The sequence below is a fragment of the Klebsiella sp. Q11 genome (assembly GCF_964241505.1).
Taxonomy (GTDB): domain Bacteria; phylum Pseudomonadota; class Gammaproteobacteria; order Enterobacterales; family Enterobacteriaceae; genus Klebsiella; species Klebsiella michiganensis.
In genome coordinates this window covers 27,675-50,025 of record NZ_CAXSXW010000017.1, presented here as the reverse complement: position 1 = coordinate 50,025, position 22,351 = coordinate 27,675, and the positions used below count along the sequence as shown (strand labels likewise).

Genomic DNA, 22,351 nt, shown 5'->3' with positions numbered 1-22,351 from the left:
AATTTCGTTTATATGACTAGTCATAAAATTAATATGACTAGTCATAGGTGCGAGCGATGAACAGAACACTACCGGCAGATTTTTTATGGGGTAACTCGGTTTCCAGTATGCAAACCGAAGGGGCGTGGAATGAGGGCGGGAAAGGGATGTCGGTTTACGATATCCGCCAGCCGGCGGAATTTGCGTCCGACTGGAAGGTGGCAACCGACTCGTACCACCGCTACCGGGAAGACTTCGACCTGATGCAGGATTTGGGCATGAACTGCTACCGCTTCCAGATTGCCTGGAGCCGCGTTTGCCCGGAAGGCGACGGTGAGTTCAATGAAGAAGGTATCGCCTTTTATAACCAGTTTATCGATGAACTGCTTGCCCGCGGCATTGAGCCGATGATCTGCCTCTATCACTTCGATATGCCGCTGTCGCTGGCTGAACGCTACAACGGTTTTACCGACCGTCGGGTGATGGAAGCCTTTATTCGTTACGGGCAGAAGATGATCGACTGCTTTGGCGACAAGGTGAAGTGGTGGCTGACCTTTAATGAACAGAATCTCTACCACATGCCGGACGCGTTTCTGATTTCAGGCTATATGCGCGGCGAGAAGACCCTGCGCGAGCTGTATCAGATCCAGCACCACGTGATGATGGCCCACGTGCACCTGACGCAGTATCTGCACCAGGCGAAGCCGCAGTGCCTGATGGGCGGCATGCTGGCCCACGCGCTGGTCTATCCGGCGACCTGCAAACCGCGCGATATCCTTTGCGCCCAGCAGCTCGATGAGTTTTTAAACCAGAACCTGCTGCGCGCCTTCGCCGGAGAGGGCTACAGCCCGGAGGTCATGCACGTTGTCGCCCGTGAAGGCTTTGCGGATATCTACCGCGCAGAGGATCTGGCGCTGATGGCGCAGGTTAAAATCGACTATCTGGCCTTTAGCTACTACGCCAGCAAGGCGCTGGATAGCGACCCGATCCCGCCGGGCACGCCGGTGAACCACTACATGCAGTTTGGCGATAAAAAGAATGACTTTCTACAGGCCACCGAGTGGGGCTGGCAGATTGACCCGCTGGGCTTTCGCACCATCATTACCCGCTACTACAACGACTGGCGTCTGCCGGTATTCCCGATTGAAAACGGCATCGGGGTGATTGAGTCCTGGGACGGCGAAAATCCGGTCGCTGACGATTACCGCATCGCCTATCATCGCGACCATATCAACGCCATGAAAGAGGCGATGTTTGAGGACGGCGCGCGGGTGATTGGCTATCTGGGCTGGGGGTTAATCGACATTCTCAGTTCGCAGGGCGATATGCGCAAGCGCTACGGGGTTGTCTACGTGAACCGTGAAAACCACGACCTTAAGGACCTTAAGCGCGTCCCGAAGAAAAGCTATGCCTGGCTGAAGCGGGCCATCCGCAGTCACGGCGAAGAGATGTAGCGGCGCCTCGCGCGGGCAGATGGTATATTCTGCCCGCCAGCCACTATCAGACACGTAAAAGGATCCGGGAATGACGGCCAAATATCTGAGTATCGCGCGGGAAATCAAAAAACGTATTATCAGCCGGCAGTATCCCGCCAGCGCGCCGTTACCCGACCAGTTCGCCTTAGCGGCGGAGTTCAGCACCAGCAGGATGACCATCCAGCAGGCGATGCGCCAGCTGATTGTCGAAGGCCTTATCTACACCCGTAAGGGGCAGGGAACCTTCGTGCGCAAAAACTTCCTCCAGCTTTCGCAGTGGGAGCTGCCCGGCAGCGACTATTTTGGCGCCACCAAAACCTGGGAGCATGTAGGGGAAGTGACCAGCCGGGTGATTCGCTTCGAGCTGCGTTTTCCGTCGGAAAAAGAGCAAAGCTCGTTGCTGATTGACGCCGATGCCCCGGTCTATGATTTTGTCCGCCTGCGGCTGCTCAACGAGGAACCCGTGTCGCTGGACCTCACCGTGATGCCCGTTGCGCTGGTGCCCGGACTGAATAAAACGCATCTCGAAAGCTCGGTATTTCGCTACGTGCAGGAGACGCTGGGGCTGAAGATGATGGGATCGTATCGGGTGGTGCGGGCGATGAAACCGCAGGCGCTGGACAGGGAGCATCTCAACTGCGAAGCGAGCGACCCGGTGCTGGAGGTGGAGCAGGTGATCTATCTGGAGGACGGTACGCCGCTGGAGTATGCCCATTGCCACTATCGCTACGACCACGGCGGAATTATTCTGGTCAATAACGGATAAAAAAATGGCGGGCACCGGGCCCGCCACTCTGCGCGATGCGTTTTAGTTCAGACGCACCGGCATACCGGAACGGTTCTGGATCGCCTGATCGACCACGCTCTGGTCTACGTCAGTCTGGCTGGTAATCGCCTGTACTGATTTGGTCAGGTTAATCGGCACGATTTCGCCGCCCTGGAACTGCTCTTCCGTGGTGGACAGCGGGTTGTGAACTTCAATGAAGCGGCTGCCGTCAGGCTCGGTAGTGGCTTTTACCGGCTCATCGATAAACTCAACGCGGGTGCCGACCGGCACGTTTTCAAACAGGAATTTGATATCGTCATTACGCAGACGCACGCAGCCGTGGCTGACGCGCAGGCCGATGCCGAAGTTAGCGTTGGTACCGTGAATAGCGTACAGGCGGCCGATATACAGCGCGTACAGGCCCATCGGGTTATCAGGGCCGGCAGGAACAACGGCCGGCAGCGGTTCACCGGCTGCGGCATATTCAGCGTGCATTTTGGCGGTAGGCGTCCAGGTCGGACCGGCTTTTTTACGCTCAACTTTCGTCACCCAGTTGATCGGCGTGTCTTTGCCTAACTGGCCGATACCGATCGGCAGCACGATGACGGTGTTGGTGCCTTTCGGATAGTAGTAGAGGCGCATTTCCGCGCTGTTGATGACGATACCTTCATGCACGGTGTCCGGCAGGATCAGCTGCTGCGGGATATTCAGCACGGTGCCGCCTTTCGGCAGGAAGGTGTCCACGCCCGGGTTGGCTTCCAGCATGTTGGATAAACCCATCTGGTATTCAGCGGCGAAATATTCCAGCGGCTGCTTGTTGCCTTCCGGAATGGTGATCACCTGGTTCTGGCCAATCAGACGGCTGCCGTCGGTGGGCAGAGGGTAGGTTACAGCAGAAGCTGTGTTGCAAAAGCCCACGATGGCGAAGGCTGCCGCGAAGAGTGTTGATAATTTCATAATCTTTATGTCGTGGGCGATGTTAATGCCGCACAGGCCTTTGTCAGTTTAAACAGGAAGTCGATGGGAGCGCATTATATGTGCTTTCCGGCAAACAGGTAAATGAGATGTGTACGAAATCACATTTTTTTCCTGTGACCCTGAGTGTAGCCCGTCAACGTGGGCTCTGCAGCCTGAAAACGGGAGGGGATTACCCCTCCAGAAGCCGCGACTGGAGCGCTTCTCGCGCCTGCGGCGTGAGCTGATACTCTTTCTCCAGCCAGGCATCGACGCTGGCGTAGCGTTCGTCGATTTGCGAAAGCGCGGCGGCAAGGTAGGACTCATGCACCGTCATCATTTCCGCCAGGTTCTGCCGGCCGCGGGGGGTCAGCGCATTGCCGAGGGACTGGAGCATGAAATCTTCGACCTGCGTCAGCATGCCCTGGGTGAGCAGATATTCCTCCATGACCGTATGACGATCGCAGCCGAGAGCGAACAGCGTCAACGCGCAGCCAACGCCGGTGCGGTCTTTTCCCACCGCGCAGTGCTGCAGCAGCGCGCCGTCGAAAGGCTCCATCAGCCAACCGGACAGCTGGCGATAAGCGGCGTTATTGAACGGCAGCTGGCGGTAGAGCGCCAGCATAAACTGCTCGCCGTTAAGGGCGTTCAGGGTGGCGGCGTTGAGCTCGGTGACTTTGGCGTTGACGTCGCGAACGTGCGGATTCGCCGGGGCGTTGAGGTAGTGAGCCGCTTCGTTCAGCTTATCGGGGCTGCGATTCACTTCGCCCGGGTCGCGATAATCAATCACCCGGCTAAGCGGGATCGCGTCCAGATGGGTGAGGTCATCTGCCGTCATCATATGCAGCGAGCCGGAGCGGAATAATTTCCCGGTACGCACGCGACGGCCGTCGGCGGTACGCTGGCCGCCCAGGTCACGAAAGTTGATACCGCCCTGCAGCGATAAGAAAGCCGGATGGCGGGAGTGTGTGGTCATAGGTTCCTTCCAGATTAAGGTAAAAAATTACGCATTAAGCAGTGTAACCGCGCAATATGACATGACCCTAACACAGGCGTCATTGATGATTTTATAACGCCCCGTGAAAAGTGAAGCATTTGCTGGCATAATGTCTGGTTCATCACACTTCTCATTCTCTATTTTCAGGATAACCCCGTGCTAGTATCCAGCAACGTCACCATGCAGTTCGGCAGTAAGCCGCTGTTCGAAAATATTTCCGTCAAATTTGGCGGCGGCAACCGTTACGGCCTGATTGGCGCCAACGGTAGCGGCAAATCCACCTTTATGAAGATCCTCGGCGGCGATCTTGAGCCGACGCTGGGCAACGTCTCCCTCGATCCGAACGAGCGTATCGGTAAGCTGCGTCAGGATCAGTTTGCGTTTGAAGAGTTCAGCGTGCTGGATACGGTCATTATTGGCCACGGCGAGCTGTGGGAAGTGAAGCAGGAGCGCGATCGCATCTACTCCCTGGCGGAGATGAGCGAAGAAGATGGCTACAAAGTGGCCGACCTGGAAGTGTTGTACGGCGAGATGGACGGCTACTCCGCTGAAGCGCGCGCCGGCGAACTGCTGCTCGGCGTTGGCATCCCGGTTGAACAGCATTACGGCCCGATGAGCGAAGTCGCCCCCGGCTGGAAGCTGCGCGTGCTGCTGGCGCAGGCGCTGTTCTCTAACCCGGACATTCTGCTGCTTGATGAACCGACGAACAACCTGGACATCGACACCATCCGCTGGCTGGAGCAGACCCTCAACGATCGCGACAGCACCATGATCATCATTTCGCACGACCGTCACTTCCTGAATATGGTCTGTACCCACATGGCGGATCTGGATTACGGCGAGCTGCGCGTTTACCCGGGCAACTACGATGAGTACATGACCGCGGCGACCCAGGCGCGCGAACGTCTGCTGGCGGACAACGCCAAGAAAAAAGCGCAGATTGCCGACCTGCAATCTTTCGTCAGCCGCTTTAGCGCCAACGCCTCTAAATCTCGCCAGGCGACCTCGCGCGCCCGTCAGATTGACAAAATTAAGCTGGACGAAGTGAAAGCGTCCAGCCGTCAGAACCCGTTCATTCGCTTTGAGCAGGATAAGAAGCTGTTCCGTAACGCCCTGGAAGTGGAAGCGCTGGCGAAAGGCTTTGATAACGGCCCGCTGTTTAAAAACGTCAATCTGCTGCTGGAAGTGGGGGAGAAGCTTGCCATTCTGGGCGCCAACGGCGTGGGTAAATCCACGATGCTGAAAACCCTGGTCGGCGATCTGACGCCCGATAACGGTACCGTTAAATGGTCTGAGAACGCGCAGATTGGCTACTACGCGCAGGATCATGAATATGAGTTTGAAAACGATCTGACGGTATTCGAGTGGATGAGCCAGTGGAAACAGGAAAACGATGATGAGCAGGCGGTGCGCAGCATCCTGGGTCGTCTGCTGTTCAGCCAGGACGATATCAAGAAGCCGGCGAAAGTGCTCTCCGGTGGCGAAAAAGGCCGCATGCTGTTCGGTAAGCTGATGATGCAAAAACCGAATATCCTGGTGATGGATGAACCGACCAACCACCTGGATATGGAATCGATCGAATCGCTGAACATGGCGCTGGAGATGTATCAGGGCACCCTGATCTTTGTTTCCCACGACCGTGAGTTTGTGAGCTCGCTGGCGACCCGAGTGATTGAAATTACGCCGGAGCGCGTTGTGGACTTCACCGGTAACTACGAAGATTATCTGCGCAGCAAAGGTATCGAATAATATTCCTGTTGTCTGTCCCGGATTGCGGCGCTGCTGCGCCTTATCCGGGCTACGGGCCCGCAGACGGCGGTGAACCTGTAGCCCGGGAAAGGCGCGTCAGCGCCGCCCCCGGGAGCAGAGCGCAGCGTGGCTGAATTTCCCGGAGGCGATGCTGCGCATCTGTCCGGGCTACCGGCCCACAGACGGCGGTGAACCTGTAGCCCGGGCAAGGCGCGTCAGCGCCGCCCCCGGGAGCAGCGCGCAGAGCGGCTGAATTCCCCGGTGGCGCTTCTGCGCTTTATCCGCACTACACTCGCCACTCGCTCCTTTCTTCACCGTTCACCAGCAGCCTGCGTTTTTCCCCCGCCGGCAACGACACCTTCAGCGCTTTCCACGCCGGACGATAATCGCCGCGCGCGTTCACCTTCAGGTTGATGCTGGCGCTATCGCAAACCATTTCCCATTCTACCCACAGCGCATGGCCATTCTGATAGCCCCAGCTTTCGCCATCATCTTCAAACAGCAGGCCGCGACGGGTCCCCACGCCCTTCAGCGGGAACAGCTTCAGCTCGCGGCAATCGTCTTTTTGCGCATCGACGTGGCGGATACGCTCGCTCAACGGCAGGCCTGCTCCGGCGCGAACCAGCAGCGGCAGTTTTTCCAGCGGCGCATCAAGGACGATCCACTGGCCTCCCGCGAACCACTGGTGGCTATCAAAGTCGTACCAGCCGTCCTGATTGGCCGGCAGCCAGACGCGGCGCTGACGCGCGCCGGGTTCGACGACGCTGGCGACCAGCAGATCGCGACCCAGCAGGAAGTCGTCGCATTCGGCAAACGTCTGCGGATCGTGTTCGTGATCGAGGAAGGTCGGACGCAGCATCGGTTCATCGTCGGCGTGAGCCTGCCACAGCAGCGTATAGAGGTACGGCAGCAGACGATAGCGCAGCTCAATGGCTGAACGGATAGCCGGCGTGACTTCCGGGTACATCCAGGCTTCGTTGACCGTCTGGTCGTCATTCCACGAGTGAATGGTAAAGCGCGGATGCATAACGCCGTTTTGTACCCAGCGTACGAACAGCTCCGGGTCCGGTTTATCGCCAGAGAAGCCGCCAACATCGTGGCCGACGTTGAACAGCCCGGAGAGGCTCATTCCCAGCCCCATGCGGGTGTTATAGCGCAGCGTATCCCAGTTGGTACGGTTATCGCCGCTCCAGGTCTGGACGTAGCGCTGCATCCCGGCGCAGCCGGAGCGAGAGATCAGGTACGGTCGTTTGTGCGGCGCAAAGCGCTGCTGAGCCTCCAGCGACGCGCGCATCATCAGCAGCGGCATGACCGGGCGAATATGTTTAATGGCAATCTCCTCGCCAAACCCGTAACAGCGGGCTTCGCCGTCCCAGACTTCATACTCGTTATTATCGTTCCACGTGGAGTCGATACCCAACTCCAGCAGCTGGGTTGTCACGCCTTCCTGCCACCAGGCGACGGTCTGCGGGTTGGTAAAGTCAAGGTGCGACCCTTCGTCATCCCAGAAGCTGGAGCGCTCGGGAGCATCCGCCTGTGAATCGCGGATAAAAAGCCCGCGCTCCGCGACCTCGTTATAGCGCGGATGGTCCTGCAGCAGGCAGGGCTTAATATTGGCGGCGAGCTTCAGTCCGGCATCATGGAAGGCCTGGCTCATCACCTTCGGCTGCGGCACCTTGTCGTTGTTCCAGTTAAAGACGTAGCGCTTGCCGTCAATCGAGGTATAGCCGGAAGAGAGCTGGAACGAATCGCACGGAATGGCGTGTTCATCACACAGGCGGATGAAGTTCATCAGCTGGTTTTGCGCATCCGGCGCGTCGGTGTAGTGCATCGTCGAACCGCTGTAGCCGAGACTCCATTTCGGTCCGAACAGCGTTTTGCCGGTCAGGCGTACGAATGCTTTGGTGATATCCAGTACCCGTTTGCCGGAAAAAAGATAGTAATCGATGTCGCCGGCTTCCGCCTGCCAGCGGCGATAGGCGGTATGGTAATTATCGATTTCGTTGCCGAGATCCAGCCAGCAGCTGCTCAGGTTGTCGTAAAACAGACCGTAGCTGACATCGCTACGCTGCGCGATGGTAAACGGAATATGTTTGTACAGCGGGTCGGTGCTCGCCGCGTTATAGCCCATGGCGTCGAGGTTACGCATCTCATAGCGCTTCCCGTTTCGCTGCAGATCGCCGGCTTTTTCGCCCAGACCGTAGAAGCGTTCGTCTTTGCGTCGGCTCAGGTAGTGGGCAACGCCGTCGCCGTGCGCATTCGCCAGGTAGGCGCTGGTGGGGCGGTCGTTAACCAGCGGCTGCCACTCGCCGGCCTCATCGCGATAGCTCCATTCCAGCCACAGCGGCTGGTGGACGGTGACGCGCAGCTGATCGGTGGCGATGCTCAGGGTATCGCTATGCTCCGTGAGCTTCCAGGCGGGGAGGCTAAAGCCGCTCAAATCTTCGCGCGGGCGTCCTTCCCACGGCACGTCCTGCCGGGGAGCGATACTCCAGGTGCGATCCAGCGCCAGCTGCCCGTGCCGCTTTAGCAGCACGCGGAACATATTCTCTTCCAGCACGTACAGACACAGGGTGTGCTGGCCGTCTACGATCAGCTCAACGTGGTGGTCCAGCCGTTGGTGCAAAGTCCAGTTTTTCAAAGTCTTCATTTTTTACATCCACTCTCAGGCGCGTTTTGCGCGACGTTCAGCAATAAATGCCACCAGGAATACCGCGCCAATCAGGTCAAAGAACCCCATGGCGATAAATAGCGGGTTGAAGCCGATTTTGTCGGCGGTGACGCCAATCAGCAGCGAGAACAGAAAGCTGGCGATCCAGGCGGCGGAGCCGCGCATCCCGTTCACGGTCGCCATCTGTCCTTTATCGAACGACTCCACCACCAGCGCGCTGAGCATGCAGGAGATGATCTGGTGGCCGAAGCCGCCTATCGAAATCAGCACGATGGTGATATAGGGATCGCGGGTGATCGCCACGGTGGCGAGCGAAATCATCAGGAAGGCGCCGGTGACGGAGCTGGCGACCACCGAGTTCACCCGCGAACAGCCGAACCAGCGGGTATACAGTTTGGTCAGATAGCCGCTGGCGACGCTGCCGAGGTCGGCCGCCAGAAACGGCAGCCAGGCAAACATGGCGATTTGTTTTAAATCCATGCCGTGCTCTTTCGCCAGGTAGAGCGGTACCCAGAAGCTCAGCACCGCCCAGGCGGGCTCAGCCATAAAGGCCGGAATGGCGATACCGTAGAAGCGCTTGTTTTTCGATAAGGTTTTCAGCGCGGTAAAGAAGGGCAGTTTGACCGGCGGCGCTTCATTGTCCTGCTGGATCAGCGCCAGCTCAGCTTTACCGAGGTTAGGGTGTTTTTCCGGGTTATGATAGAACGCCCACCACAGCACGACCCACAGCAGCGCCAGCGCGCCGGTGAACATGAATGCCCCCTGCCAGCCGAACGAAGCGTGTGCGAAGTAGATAATCGGCGGCGCCAGCATGGCGCCCACGGAGAAGCCGACGCCCGCCCAGCCTGCCGCGATCGGCCGCTCGGATTTTGGAAACCACTCACCCAGCGTTTTGGCGTTGGCTGGCGTCGCCGCCGCCTCAGCGCCACCCATGAAAAAGCGCAGAATCGCCAGGTGCAGCCAGCTCCCCGCCCCGGCATGGGCGATGCAGGCGATGGCCCACAGGGTGGCGCAGATCATAAAGCCGAGCTTGAGGCCAATAACGTCGATAAGCCAGCCGCAGAGCGGCTGGAAAATGGTGTACGCCAGCTGAAAAGCGCCGACTATCCATGAGTACTGTTCAGTGGTAATACCCAGGGAGGTTTTTAATTCCGGGGCGATAATCCCCAACGAATTACGCGTGATGTAGTTAACGGTGACGCCGAGTAAAAACAGCACCAGCATCCACCAGCGCAGGTTCTTCACTATGCGGCGCGATTTACTGACCGCCATATCATTATTGAGGCCTTGGCTCATAGAACTCTCCACGAGACATGTAGTAGGGAAAATTGACCAACCCGCTTGCTGAGTTGTCGCTAAAATTTTCTATTTCGTTGTTTGTTAAGGTTGATGTCTCGACACTATTGGTTGACTAATCTCAAAGGTGTTGGACCAATTCAGGCTAAGGGAGAATGCGAGCGGGCAATAGCGACAATTCTGCAAATATTTTCATGGGACGATCCAGATCGCAGTATGACATCGCCAAATCGCTTAAAAATATTCACATTCTCAATATGAAAATTTTTTCATGAGCAAAGTAGAGCGCGATCACAAAATGGACAAAAAGCTGAAAGTGAGCGAAATCGCGGCGCGTACCGGGCTGTCGGTGAGCACGGTATCGCGGGTGCTGGCGGGGAAAGCAAATACCAGCGCCAGGGCTCGCCAGAGGGTACTGGATTGCGCCCGCGAGCTGGGCGTGATGGAGGGTATCGCCGCCGGGCGAATGCTGCTCAATAATCTGGTGGTCTTTGCCCCTCAGCGCGCTTTCGATGAACGCACGGATATTTACTACTATCGGGTGATTCAAAGCATCAATAGCGCCCTTATGCCGCATGAGGTACACCTGCGCTATTGCGCGCTGGAAGAGAACGACAGCGATGCCAATTTGTTTTTGCAGCGCATGCATGAAGCATCGACCCAGGCCGCGATTTTACTGGGTATCGACGATCCGCATATTCACGATCTGGCGGCCGATCTGGCGAAGCCCTGCGTGATGATTAACTGCCACGACGCGGGAATGCGTTTACCCTCCGTCGCGCCGGATCATCGGCTGATCGGCCAGTTCGCCGCCCGGTATCTGTTTGAGATGGGGCATCAGGCGATCATGAACGTGATGTGCCTGCGCCGCTATACCATGGAGCTGCGTCTGCTGGGCATTAAGCAGGCGTGGCGGGCGCGTAATCTCCGTTTCGTTGACGGCAGGGATTTACTCGCTGTGGCCAACTTCAGCGCCAGGGATACCGAGGAAAAAGTCGGGGAGTGGCTGGATCAGCGCGGCGATGGCCCGCTGCCGACGGCATTTCTGGTGGGCGGTGATTTTATGGCGGCAGGCACGATCGCCGCATTACAAAAACGCGGTTTGCGCGTCCCGCAGGATGTTTCCGTCATGAGCATCGACGGCTTTAACCTGGCGGCGATCCAGGATGTACCGCTAACCGCCGTCCACGTCCCACGCGATGAATTAGGGGTCGAAGCGGTACATCTATTACAGCAGAGACTGATCCGTCCCGATGCGCCGCACGGCGCGTTACTCCTGCATGGGACGCTGGCGGTACGCGATTCGGTGCGGCGGATACGCGCCGGTAACCGCCGTACCGCCGTTGAAGCGAAGGGGCTATATGATGATTAATTCGCCATCCCCAACGCGCGCTTACCGTGGATATTTAAGTCATCCAGCGTAAAGCGGCCTTCCCAGTCGCTTTCATAATCCTCGCGGGGGAAATCTCCCGGCGAAGCGCCGCGCGCCAGCGCCGCTTTGACCTTCTGCGCGTAGGCGAGGTTTTTCTCGCACATTGGCGCGGCGGGAATATACATCACGTTGCCCCAGCCCTGCTGATTTTCCACCGGCGCGACCGAGTGGATCACGTCGCAGTGCCACCATACCGAATCGCCCGCATTCAGCGCCGGAATAGAGCTTAAGGCTTTGATCAGCAGCGGGTGCCATTTTTCCGAAATCGGCAGCACCTTGCCCGGCGCGACGCCGCACAGCTCATCTTCCGGGACATCGTCGAGCAGCGGACGCAGCAGCACGTAAGCCATCGCTTCCGGGATCGGCACCACATGCAGCAGACCCTGATCGGGGATCATATCGGAGAGCGCGGTCCACCCCTGGAAGGTGCGGAACACCGAGCATTTGGTGGTGTTGTCGACCGTATACTCTTCGACTTCGGTGCGGTGCGCCGCGTCCCACGGGTCGTAAGCATCAATGTTGCCGTTAAACACGTCGGCAAACACTTTCTGATAGGCCGGCAGCAGCCAGCGCTCCAGGGCGCCGGAATCGGTATGCGCCCCCAGACCTTTCGAGGTGGTTCCCGGCGGGCGGCGGCGAATGCGGTCCGGGTAGATGACGCTGACGTCCGGGTCGAACCACTGCTTGCCGTCGCGGTTAAAGGTCCACAGACGGTTGAGGAACGACTGCACGGCGGCCATTTCATCGCTCTGTCGCGCCTGCATCTGCGCCTGGGACCAGTAAATCGGATAGATTTCCGGGCGCGAAGCTTCCAGCGACCCGAAAAAGGTATCGCCGGGACCTTTATAAACGTCATCGAAATGGTTGCGGTCGAGATACTCGAGCATTGCGTTGTCCCACGCCAGCGCCTGTTCGCGAGAAAAATGGCCCTTGATAACGGCGCAGCCGCGACGCTTGATGAGCTCGCGCTGGGCTTCCGTGACCTGGCCCCGGGCAATATTGGCGAACGGGATCGTTGGCCAGACGTCCTGACCGCTGGCCTTAAGGGCGTCAATCTCTTCCAGACGCGCGGCGATACGCGCCGTCAGCCGATCGAACACCGCCTGCACGTCGCCAATTTGCGCCCGCAGCTCCTGTTTAATCCGGCGGATGGCCGCTTTGGGGTCGGCGGGTAAAGTTTCACAGGTATGGGTAACAGCCATAATGACCTCTCATCTTTCATTCGAAAGTAATATATCTTACATATGATAATTTAAGTTAAAATTAAGTTAATGCAAGTTTAAAATTATGCGGAGGTGCACAAAACGGGAAGCCGGGGCGGTAAACCCCGGGTGTGGCGTTACTCGTTGAACGGGGCGGTGTGGTCGAGGACGGCCTGAATGACGTTCAGCGCGCCGTCGTGGTTGTTATCATCGGTGGCAAAACGCGACACCGCCTTGATGCTTTCGGCGGCGTTGGCCATCGCGAAAGAGTATTTCACCAGCTTGAGCATTTCCGTATCGTTAGCGCTGTCGCCAATGGCTACGCAGGCCTGCGGCGAGATGTTCCAGCGCTTAAGCAAGCGGCTTATACCGTTGGCTTTATGCAGGCCGGGGATAATCAAATCGACGAAGCCAAAGCCGCTGGTGACCGGCTTCATGATGCCGTCCAGCGAGACGTGCAGTTTGTCGATAAGCTGCGGGATTTCGCTATCCGGCAGGTTAAGGGAAAACTTAAACAGCGTGTCGTCGATGTCATGATAGCGGCTAATGCGCTGCAGGCGATGGTAGTGCTTTGACATCAGGGTGACGAACGCCTCGGGCGCGCGCTCGCTGACGTAAGCGCTCTCGAGGCCGCAGGCGACGAAGTTGAGCTGCGGATCTTTCAGCAGTTCGCCAATGACGACCTGGGATTCATGACGGGTGAGTTCGCCGTGGAACAGCTGTTGACCGCGTTCGTAAACCAGCGCGCCGTTCTCGGCAACAAAGGAGATTTGGTCACGGATTTCCGGGAAAAAAGAGATCAGCTGGTAGTACTGGTTGCCGCTGGCGACCACGAACTCAATACCCTGCTGCTGGAGTTGCGCGAACTGCGCAAGAAAACGCGAGCGGTCATACTGCTTGGCGTCATTGAGAAAAGTTCCGTCCATATCGGTGACGATAACTTTAACGGTCATAACACATGCTCCTGGCTTAACTTCGACCAGTAACATTCTAATTACAATGTGATGGGGAGCACAAATTTATTTCGAATGAAAGTTTGCGTTCACCTCTGTGCAGCATAAAACCCCGGATTGCGGCGTAAACGCCTTACCCGGGCTACCGGCCCGCAAACGGCTTCGAACCTGTAGCCCGGCTAAGCGTAGCGCAAGCCGGGGGATGTGACTTACAGCGTATGCTCGGTACGGGCGATAATATCGTCCTGAGCATCCGGCGACAGGGCGGTAAAGAACGCCGAGTAACCGGCCACCCGGACCACTAAATCACGATACTGGTCTGGGTGTTTCTTCGCTTCCAGCAGCGTCTCGCGCGACACGATGTTGTACTGAATATGCCAGCCTTTGTGCACCTCGAAGAAGGTGCGCAGCAGCACCATCAGTTTCTGCTTATCCGACGCGTTCTCCAGCGTGGCCGGGTTCAGCTTCTGGTTAAGCAGTACGCCGCCGAGGATTGAGCCGGTCGGCAGTTTACCCACCGAGCTGATTACCGCTGTCGGCCCGAGATGGTCGGTACCGGAGGCCGGGCTGGCCCCTTCCGCCAGCGGCGAGTGCGCTTTACGGCCATCCGGCGTCGCCATCGTTTGGGCGCCAAACGGCACGTTGGCGGAGATGGACGAGGTGCCGGCGTAGTAGTTGCCGCCGATCGGGCCGCGACCGTAGCGCGGGTTATGATACAGCTTCAGCTCGTCGATATAGGTCTGGTAGGCGCGAGCCAGCAGCATATCCACGCTGTCTTCATCGTTACCGTATTTCGGCGCGCCGTTGATTAAGCGCTGGCGCAGCTGCTCGTGGGTCAGGCCTTCAAAGTCTTCAGCCAGCGCCTTTGCCAGCTCCTGCTGACCAATAACGCCCTGATCGAACACCAGCTTCTTCACCGCCGCCAGGCTGTTGCCGAGGTTAGCGATGCCGACCTGCAGACCGGAAACCCAGTCATACTTCGCGCCGCCCTGCTTGATGCTCTTCGCGCGCTCGATGCAGTCATCGACCAGCGCCGAGCAGAGAATATCGTGCACGTTCTCTTCCAGCATGGTGTCGACCACGTACTCAATCTCGATAGATTTGCGCGTGTAGTAGCGGATCTGCGTATCCCAGTCGGCCAGAACCTGTTCAAAGTTGTCGAAGTTGCCTTTTGACAGCGCATGTTCCTGCGGCAGGAAAACCTGGCCGCTGGTGGCGTCGCGGCCGCCTTCCAGGGTTGCCAGCATGACGCGGGCGAAGTTGATAAAGCTCATCCCGGTGCAGCGATAGCCCCATTTACCACCGACGGCGGTTTCGATGCAGCCGATAGCGGCATAGTCGTACGCGTCCTGCGGCTCAATCCCCAGTTTGATAAATTCCGGGATGACGATTTCATCGTTGTTGAACGCCGGCATGCCGAAGCCGCAGCGGATCACCTGCACACAGGCGTCGAGGAAGTCGTTGCTCATGCCCGCGTGATAGCGCACGCTGAGGTTAGGTTGAGTCGAACGCAGCCGACCGCAGGATTCCAGGATGGCGTAGGAGAGCGGGTTCACCGCGTCCTGCGCGTTGCCGTCCACCAGATTCTGGCCGCCGATGGTGACGTTCTGGTACAGCGGGCTACCGGCGGAAGCCTTAGAGTGCGAGCCGGAGCGAATTTTGTTCACTTCCAGCAGCTTCAGCCAGCAGCAGTGCAGCAGCTCGATGGCGTGTTCGCGATCCAATGATTGCGCCAGCTCAACGTCGCGGCGATAGTAAGGGTAGAGATACTGGTCCATACGGCCGAAAGAGACCGAGTGACCGTTGGATTCGATCTGCAGAATCAGCTGGATGAAATAGCACAGCTGCAGCGCCTGCCAGAAGGTTTTCGGTGGCTCGTGGGCGATAATATCGCAGTTTTCGGCTATCGCCAGCAGCTCGTCGCGGCGGGATTCGCGGCTCTCCGTCGCGGCCATATTGCGCGCCAGCCCGGCATAGCGCTTACAGTGGTCGCTGACCGCTTCCAGCACGATATCAATGGCTTTAAGGAACTGCTCGCCGTGCAGATCTTCCAGCACTGTCAGGTTAATGCGCGAACGGCGCTCGGCGACTTTCGCCCGCATGCCGTCGAGGCCTTTTTCCAGCAGCAGCGGATAGTTAACCGCAAGGTGAGCGTCGCCGGAGGTCATATTGCCTTCGGCTTTGATAATGCCGGTCGCCAGCAGCGCTTTTTGCTCGTCGGTAAACATGCCGTAGCAGCGATCCTGTACCGTTTGACCGCGCCACCACGGGCACACTTCATGGAGCACGCGTTTGTTCTCTTCGCTAACGGCAAACCCGGCGCCGGGGCGATCGGCGAGGTCGTCGATCTCTTTTTCGATCCAGCTAACGGTGTATTCCGGGAAGATAGGCGCCGCGCGAACTTCGCTGGCCTGGTTGCCGACGATCAGTTCATCGTGCTTAATCCAGATCGTGCGTTCCGCCAGGTGATGAGCCAGCGCCAGCGCGCGGCGTACCGGGATCGGCTTATCCAGGTGCTGCTGATAGGCTTCGGTATAGTGCAGGGCGCGCTCGGTACAAACCGGCGGCTTAACGATATGCACCAGCGCCATTTTATGCGCCTGAATGCGCGGGCTCAGAGTGTCCAGTTTCAACGTTGTCATAAGGTTATCCTCGTAGAGTCGCCGTTAAACCTTTGCTCTGAGCATAGCGCTGCGCGAAGGCGAGCAGCTCGGGTGCAGCAAGCGGTTTATCCGGAGCGGTATAGGGCTGACTGAGTAATTGGTATTTATTCATGCCTAAGGTGTGGTAAGGCAGGAAGTGGATCTCGCCAACCTGTAAACGGTCAGCGGCAAAATCGGTAATGGCGGCAATATCGCTTTCGTTGGCGTTAAAGCCCTGGATCAGCGGCACGCGAATGATGATTTTCTTTCCGGCCTGCGCGACGCGCTGCAGGTTATCCAGCACCCGGCGGGCGCTGCCGTCCGTCCACTGCTGAAAAATCGCTTCGTTGACGTGCTTGAGGTCGGCGAGAAACAGGTCGATAAACGGCAAAGCGGGCTCGACGTATTTCCACGGCACGTGCAGGCAGGTTTCGACCGCGGTGTGGATCCCCGCGTTGTGGCTGGCCTCAAACAGCTGTCGGGCCAGTTCGGGATTCATAAACGGCTCGCCGCCGGAAAGCGTGACGCCGCCGCCGCTGCGGTCGTAAAACGGTTTGTCGCGCAGCACCGTGGCCATAATCTCTTCGACGCTTTTCTCTTCGCCGCACACGGTTAATGCCGTGGTCGGGCAGCAGTCGCGCAATTTGCCGATATGCGCATCGGTGAGCTTTTCGCGGTGGATAATCAGACCGTCCAGCTTGCGGGTAATCACCTCCGGCGCAGCCTGCTGGCAGAGGTCGCAGCCGTCCAGGCAAAGGCGGGCGTCATACAGCAAATCCGCCGTGCGGGCGCGGCTTTCCGGATTCTGGCACCAGCGGCAGCCCAGCGAACACCCTTTGAGGAAGACAACAGTGCGGATCCCCGGGCCGTCATGGGTTGAATAACGCTGAATGTTGAAGATCATGATTCACCCTCTTATTTGCATATGAAGATTAAATTACTTTCGAATGAAAGTTGTATTGATATAAATCAACAAGCAGAAAGAGGAAGGAGAATGAAGGTTAAAATGCCGCTGCGGGTCACAAAACATCCGGCGACAGCGCCGCCGGAAAAGGATCAGGGCGTACCGCACACCTCGCAGTGAGGGTTACGCGGCAGCCTCATTTCGCGGAACTGGCAGCGCATGGCGTCGTACATGACGATTTTTCCCGTTGCCGGGCTGCCGTAGCGGGCCAGCAGCTTAATCGCTTCCATCGCCTGCAGCGAACCGATGGTGCCGACCAGCGGCGCCATGACGCCGGCTTCGACGCAGGTGAGGGCGTTTTCGCCAAACAGGCGGCTCAGGCAGCGGTAGCAGGGTTCATCTTCCTGATACGTAAAGACGCTAATTTGCCCTTCCATGCGAATCGCCGCGCCGGAGACCAGCGGCGTTTTATGGCGGAAACATCCGGCGTTGAGCTGGTTACGGATCGCGACGTTGTCGGTACAGTCGAGCACCAGATCGTGGGCGGCGATTTGCGCCGCCAGCGCCTCGTCTTCCAACCGCGCGTTGAGCGCCGTGAGCTGAACGTGGGGATTAATCCGCGCCAGCGCGGCGCGGGCGGAGTCGACCTTCGGCTGGCCGATGGTGTCGTCGCTGTGCAGCGTCTGGCGCTGAAGGTTGGAGAGCGAGACGGTGTCGAAATCGAGCAGGGTTAGCTGGCCGACGCCTGCCGCCGCCAGATACTGCGCGGCGGCGCAGCCCAGCCCGCCGAGGCCGACGACCAGCACGCGGGAGGCTTTCAGCTGCTCCTGACCGTCAAAATCGAAATCGCGGAGAATAATCTGCCGGTTATAGCGCAGCATCTCCGCATCGCTCAGCTCCACGCCCATTACAGCCCTCCGAACAGATGATTAAACGGCTCGACTTCCACCCATTCGCCCGCTTCCACGTTGCCGCGCTCGCGTTCGAGAACGATAAAGCAGTTGCCGAGGCTGAATGAACTGAAGATATGCGAGCCCTGGTGACCGGTGCTGCTAACCACCAGCTCGCCGTCCGGACCGCGCTGCAGCACGCCGCGCTGAAAATCGAGGCGGCCCGGCGATTTCTTCAGGCCGGAGGCGGCGCGAACGCGCAGGCGCATCGGCTGAGCTTGCCCGACGTTGCCGGACAGCTTCGCCAGCAGCGGCTGAACCAATTGGTAGAAGGTCAGCGTTGCGGAAACCGGGTTGCCGGGCAGGCCGCAGAACCAGCTGTGGTTGAGCTTGCCGAAAGCGAAAGGTTTACCCGGCTTAATCGCCAGCTTCCAGAAGCCGATTTCCCCCAGCTCTTCGAGGATCGCTTTGGTGTAGTCCGCCTCGCCGACGGAAACGCCGCCGGAGCTAATCACCACGTCGGCCTGCTGGTCAGCCTGAATAAAGGCTTCGCGCAGTTTAGCCGGGTCGTCGGGAATAATGCCGAGGTTAATGACCTCGCAGCCCAGCTCCTGCAGCATCAGGTGCACCGCCAGGCGGTTGGTATCGTAAATCTGCCCGTCGGCCAGCGGCTGGCCCGGCAGCTGGAGCTCATCGCCGGTGGAGAAGACCGCCACCCGCACTTTACGCACCACCTCAACCTCGGCAATCCCCAGCGAGGCGATGACCGGCAGCTCGGCGGCGGTCAGGCGGGTACCTGCGGGGAAGACGACCGCGCCGTGGGCGATGTCTTCGCCAAGACGACGAATATTCTGCCCGTTTTTCACCGGGGCGAGGAAGCGGATACCCTCATCGGTTTGTTCGGCCTGCTCCTGCATCACCACCGCGTCGCAGCCTTCCGGCACCGGCGCGCCGGTCATAATGCGGATACAGGTGCCCGCGGGCCAGACGCCGTCAAAGGGTTGACCGGCGAAGGCCTTGCCGGCCACCGGCAGCGCTGCGCCCGCGGTGAGATCCGCCAGGCGCACGGCGTAGCCGTCCATCGCCGAGTTATCAAAACCGGGAACGTTAAGCGGCGAAACGAGATCATGGGCGGTCACGCGCGAAAAGGCCTGCAACAGCGGTACGGTATCCGTCGCATTCAGCGGCGTAATACGAGTGAGCATCTGGGTCAGGGCTGTGTCGAGCGGCATCAGTCCGGCGGTAAAATCCATGGGTTTCTCCTGCGGGCAAACATCGAAAACGCCTATTATACCTTAAATAATTCGAGTTGCAGGCAGGCGGCGACGTAGGGACAAATTCGTCGGGAACGAATTTGAACAGCTGAAGGCTGCCTCTGGTGAGGGACAAGGATGTCCCTCATTACATCCCCGGGAGGGGGTGAGCGAGGAAGCCAACGCACATGCAACTTGAAGTATGACGGGTATATGGCAGAAAAGAGAGGCGGGCTATATCCCACCTGGGTACAAGCTTTACATCACCGTCCGCTCTTTCTATATTCAAAAATTGTATAGGACAGTCAGCACGATAATGATATTTATACACTTTATCGTTAAGGAATGGCGCAATGGGTAAGGCGGTTATAGCAATTCACGGCGGGGCCGGGGCGATTAGCCGCGCGCAGATGACGCCGGCGCGCGAGCGGGAGTACGTGGCGGCGCTGTCGGCGATTGTCGATAGTGGACAAAAAATGCTGGCTGCCGGGGCCAGCGCGCTGGATACGGTAACCGAAGCGGTCCGGCTGCTGGAGGAGTGCCCGTTATTTAACGCCGGTATTGGCTCCGTATTTACCCGCGATAGCCGCCATGAGCTCGATGCCTGCGTGATGGATGGTTACAGCTTACAGGCGGGGGCCGTGGCCGGGGTTCAACATTTACGCAATCCGGTGCTGGCGGCGCGGCTGGTGCTGGAGCAAAGCCCGCACGTGCTGTTGATTGGCGAGGGGGCGGAAGCGTTTGCCGCTTCCCGCGGTATGGCGCGGGTCGATAACAGCCTGTTTTCGACTTCCGAGCGTTTGCTGCAGCTGCGTCAAGCGCAGGAGGGCGACGATATCGTGCTCGATCACCACGCCGCGCCGCTGGATGAACGGCACAAAATGGGCACCGTCGGCGCGGTCGCGATGGATCTGGCGGGCAACCTCGCGGCGGCGACCTCCACCGGCGGCATGACCAATAAGCTACCGGGACGCGTCGGCGACAGCCCGTTGCCGGGTGCGGGCTGCTATGCCAATAACGCCAGCGTCGCCGTTTCCTGTACCGGTACCGGCGAAGTGTTTATACGTACGCTCGCGGCCTACGATATTTCGGCGCTGATGGAGTATAGCCAGTTCAGCCTGCAGGAGGCCTGCGAAAGGGTGGTGATGGAGAAACTTCCGGCACTGGGCGGCAGTGGCGGCCTGATCGCCATCGACAGAGAAGGCAACGTGGCGCTGCCGTTTAATAGCGAAGGCATGTACCGGGCCTGGTGTTATGCGGGCGATACGCCCACGATTGGTATTTATCGCGAATAAGAGGAAAGGGCGTTGCCGCATAGTCAAGAAATCGATGCCGATGATGTTCTGCAGGTGCGCGGCCTGAACGTCGTGTTCAATCAGCAGCAGGCTTTTTCCGCCGTCCGCGACCTGTCGTTTACCCTGCGGCGCGGCGAGACGCTGGCGATTGTCGGCGAGTCCGGCTCCGGGAAGTCGGTGACGTCCCTGGCGCTGATGCGCCTGCTCGACCAGGCGGTCAGCGAAGTGCGCAGCGATGCGCTGCTGCTGCGTCGTCGCAGCCGACAGGTGATTGAGCTGAGCGAACAGTCTGAAACCGAGATGCGCGGCGTGCGCGGCGCGGATATGGCGATGATCTTCCAGGAGCCGATGACGTCGCTGAATCCGGTCTTCACCATCGGTGAACAGATTGCCGAATCTATCCGCTTACACCAGGGGCTGAAGCATGATGAGGCCCTGCGCGAAGCGAAGAAAATGCTCGATCAGGTGCGCATTCCGGAAGCGGAAGCCATGCTCTCGCGCTATCCGCATCAGCTTTCCGGCGGGATGCGTCAGCGGGTGATGATCGCCATGGCGCTCTCCTGCCGACCGGCTGTGCTGATTGCCGATGAACCGACCACCGCGCTGGACGTGACTATCCAGGCGCAGATTTTACAACTGATTGCCGTCCTGCAAAAAGAGATGGCGATGGGCGTTATCTTTATTACCCACGATATGGGCGTGGTCGCCGATATCGCCGACCGCGTGCTGGTCATGTATCGCGGCGAAGCGGTGGAAACCGGCAGCGTGGAGGAGATTTTCCGCGCGCCGAAGCACCCGTATACTCAGGCGCTGCTGGCCGCGGTGCCGCGGCTGGGGGCAATGCGCGGCACTTCACTGCCGCGCCGCTTCCCGCTGTTAAACCAGAGCCCGTCGCCGGAGGGGCAGAACACCGTTGTGCCCGGGGAACCGATCCTGAAAGTTCGCGATCTGGTGGCGCGCTTCCCGCTGCGTAGCGGCATTCTCAACCGCATTACCCGCGAGGTGCATGCGGTCGAAAAGGTCAGCTTTGATTTATGGCCCGGCGAAACCCTGAGCCTGGTGGGGGAGTCCGGCTGCGGTAAATCAACGACCGGCCGGGCGCTGCTGCGGCTGGTGGAAACTCAGGGCGGCAGCATCACCTTCAACGGCCAGCGGATTGATACGCTGACGGGCAGTAAGCTTCAGGCGCTGCGCCGCGATATCCAGTTTATCTTTCAGGACCCCTACGCTTCCCTCGACCCACGGCAAACGGTGGGCTATTCGATTATGGAACCGCTGCGCGTGCATCGGCTGCTGGAGGGCGATGCCGCTCGTGAGCGGGTCAGCTGGCTGCTGGAACGCGTCGGGCTGGAGCCGGAGCATGCGTGGCGCTATCCGCACGAGTTTTCCGGCGGCCAGCGGCAGCGCATCTGTATTGCCCGCGCGCTGGCGCTCAATCCGAAAGTGGTGATTGCCGATGAGTCGGTATCGGCGCTTGATGTGTCGATTCGCGCGCAAATTATCAATCTGATGCTCGATCTACAGCGTGAGATGGGTATCGCATTTCTGTTTATCTCCCATGACATGGCGGTGGTTGAGCGCATCAGCCACCGCGTGGCGGTGATGTATCGCGGGCGTATTGTCGAGATCGGCCCGCGCCGCGCCGTGTTTGAAAACCCGCAGCACCCCTATACCCGTAAACTGATGGCCGCCGTTCCGGTGGCCGATCCTGCGCATCGTCGTCCGCAGCGCGTGCTGCTCTCAGACGAGCTGCCGGGCAACATCTTCAAGCGGGGCGAAGAGGGGATCGGTACGCCATTACAGCAGGTGGGACCGGGGCACTTTGTCGCCAGAGAGCCCGCCGCCGACGTGCTGGCGCGCTAACAACGACACCAATAATGCAGCATTTCAGGA

16 protein-coding genes are annotated in these 22,351 nt (G+C 58.8%); 6 read left to right on the top strand and 10 right to left on the bottom strand.

The window, feature by feature from the left end; translation table 11 throughout:
• The first annotated feature begins 56 nt into the window (after positions 1–56).
• Positions 57–1,433 (top strand): glycoside hydrolase family 1 protein, encoded by a 1,377-nt coding sequence (locus ACESQ2_RS23440; protein ID WP_286114410.1) that lies wholly within the window; start codon positions 57–59, stop codon positions 1,431–1,433.
• Positions 1,434–1,503: 70 nt separating this feature from the next.
• On the top strand, positions 1,504–2,220 hold the full coding sequence (locus ACESQ2_RS23435) for a GntR family transcriptional regulator (protein ID WP_014228521.1): 717 nt from the start codon (positions 1,504–1,506) through the stop codon (positions 2,218–2,220).
• Between the two features lie 42 nt (positions 2,221–2,262).
• Here ACESQ2_RS23435 and ldtB read toward each other — a convergent pair whose 3' ends face one another.
• Both ldtB and ACESQ2_RS23425 read right to left on the bottom strand, forming a co-directional pair.
• Complete coding sequence (gene ldtB / locus ACESQ2_RS23430; protein WP_004130773.1) at positions 2,263–3,177, bottom strand: L,D-transpeptidase; 915 nt, start codon at positions 3,175–3,177, stop codon at positions 2,263–2,265.
• A 190-nt stretch (positions 3,178–3,367) separates the two neighbouring features.
• On the bottom strand, positions 3,368–4,150 hold the full coding sequence (locus ACESQ2_RS23425) for a tyrosine-protein phosphatase (RefSeq protein ID WP_049069219.1): 783 nt from the start codon (positions 4,148–4,150) through the stop codon (positions 3,368–3,370).
• Between the two features lie 177 nt (positions 4,151–4,327).
• On the opposite strand from ACESQ2_RS23425, the gene ACESQ2_RS23420 reads away from it, so the two are divergent.
• Positions 4,328–5,920 (top strand): ABC-F family ATPase, encoded by a 1,593-nt coding sequence (locus tag ACESQ2_RS23420; protein WP_373171401.1) that lies wholly within the window; start codon positions 4,328–4,330, stop codon positions 5,918–5,920.
• 286 nt (positions 5,921–6,206) lie between these two features.
• Here ACESQ2_RS23420 and ACESQ2_RS23415 read toward each other — a convergent pair whose 3' ends face one another.
• Together ACESQ2_RS23415 and ACESQ2_RS23410 are read right to left on the bottom strand one after the other, a co-directional pair.
• Positions 6,207–8,570, bottom strand: coding sequence for a glycoside hydrolase family 31 protein (locus tag ACESQ2_RS23415; RefSeq protein ID WP_345911861.1), 2,364 nt, complete (start codon positions 8,568–8,570; stop codon positions 6,207–6,209).
• A 15-nt stretch (positions 8,571–8,585) separates the two neighbouring features.
• Positions 8,586–9,887: an MFS transporter gene (locus ACESQ2_RS23410; RefSeq protein WP_373171399.1), complete on the bottom strand. Its 1,302-nt coding sequence runs from the start codon at positions 9,885–9,887 to the stop codon at positions 8,586–8,588.
• Between the two features lie 271 nt (positions 9,888–10,158).
• On the opposite strand from ACESQ2_RS23410, the gene ACESQ2_RS23405 reads away from it, so the two are divergent.
• Complete coding sequence (locus ACESQ2_RS23405) at positions 10,159–11,259, top strand: LacI family DNA-binding transcriptional regulator (protein ID WP_014837883.1); 1,101 nt, start codon at positions 10,159–10,161, stop codon at positions 11,257–11,259.
• Here the strand turns inward: ACESQ2_RS23405 and ACESQ2_RS23400 are convergent.
• The 6 genes from ACESQ2_RS23400 to moeA all read right to left on the bottom strand — a co-directional run bounded on the left by ACESQ2_RS23400 (position 11,256) and on the right by moeA (position 19,163).
• On the bottom strand, positions 11,256–12,521 hold the full coding sequence (locus ACESQ2_RS23400; protein WP_049098821.1) for a DUF1479 domain-containing protein: 1,266 nt from the start codon (positions 12,519–12,521) through the stop codon (positions 11,256–11,258). The two genes, ACESQ2_RS23405 and ACESQ2_RS23400, sit on opposite strands and share 4 nt — an antisense overlap.
• Before the next feature lie 137 nt (positions 12,522–12,658).
• Entirely contained in the window at positions 12,659–13,474 is an 816-nt protein-coding gene (locus ACESQ2_RS23395) for a Cof-type HAD-IIB family hydrolase (protein ID WP_014228526.1), read from the bottom strand.
• A 209-nt stretch (positions 13,475–13,683) separates the two neighbouring features.
• Positions 13,684–16,116: a formate C-acetyltransferase/glycerol dehydratase family glycyl radical enzyme gene (locus ACESQ2_RS23390; protein ID WP_064379215.1), complete on the bottom strand. Its 2,433-nt coding sequence runs from the start codon at positions 16,114–16,116 to the stop codon at positions 13,684–13,686.
• Positions 16,117–16,120: 4 nt separating this feature from the next.
• On the bottom strand, positions 16,121–17,020 hold the full coding sequence (locus ACESQ2_RS23385) for a glycyl-radical enzyme activating protein (protein ID WP_038424255.1): 900 nt from the start codon (positions 17,018–17,020) through the stop codon (positions 16,121–16,123).
• 152 nt (positions 17,021–17,172) lie between these two features.
• Complete coding sequence (gene moeB / locus ACESQ2_RS23380) at positions 17,173–17,928, bottom strand: molybdopterin-synthase adenylyltransferase MoeB (protein WP_032748868.1); 756 nt, start codon at positions 17,926–17,928, stop codon at positions 17,173–17,175.
• On the bottom strand, positions 17,928–19,163 hold the full coding sequence (moeA, locus tag ACESQ2_RS23375; RefSeq protein ID WP_025108082.1) for a molybdopterin molybdotransferase MoeA: 1,236 nt from the start codon (positions 19,161–19,163) through the stop codon (positions 17,928–17,930). The genes moeB and moeA overlap by 1 nt, the downstream gene beginning before the upstream one ends.
• Before the next feature lie 353 nt (positions 19,164–19,516).
• Here moeA and iaaA point away from each other — a divergent pair, with 353 nt between their 5' ends.
• Positions 19,517–20,458: a beta-aspartyl-peptidase gene (gene iaaA, locus ACESQ2_RS23370; protein WP_345911863.1), complete on the top strand. Its 942-nt coding sequence runs from the start codon at positions 19,517–19,519 to the stop codon at positions 20,456–20,458.
• A 12-nt stretch (positions 20,459–20,470) separates the two neighbouring features.
• Complete coding sequence (gsiA, locus tag ACESQ2_RS23365; RefSeq protein WP_345911864.1) at positions 20,471–22,321, top strand: glutathione ABC transporter ATP-binding protein GsiA; 1,851 nt, start codon at positions 20,471–20,473, stop codon at positions 22,319–22,321.
• Positions 22,322–22,351 lie beyond the last annotated feature (30 nt).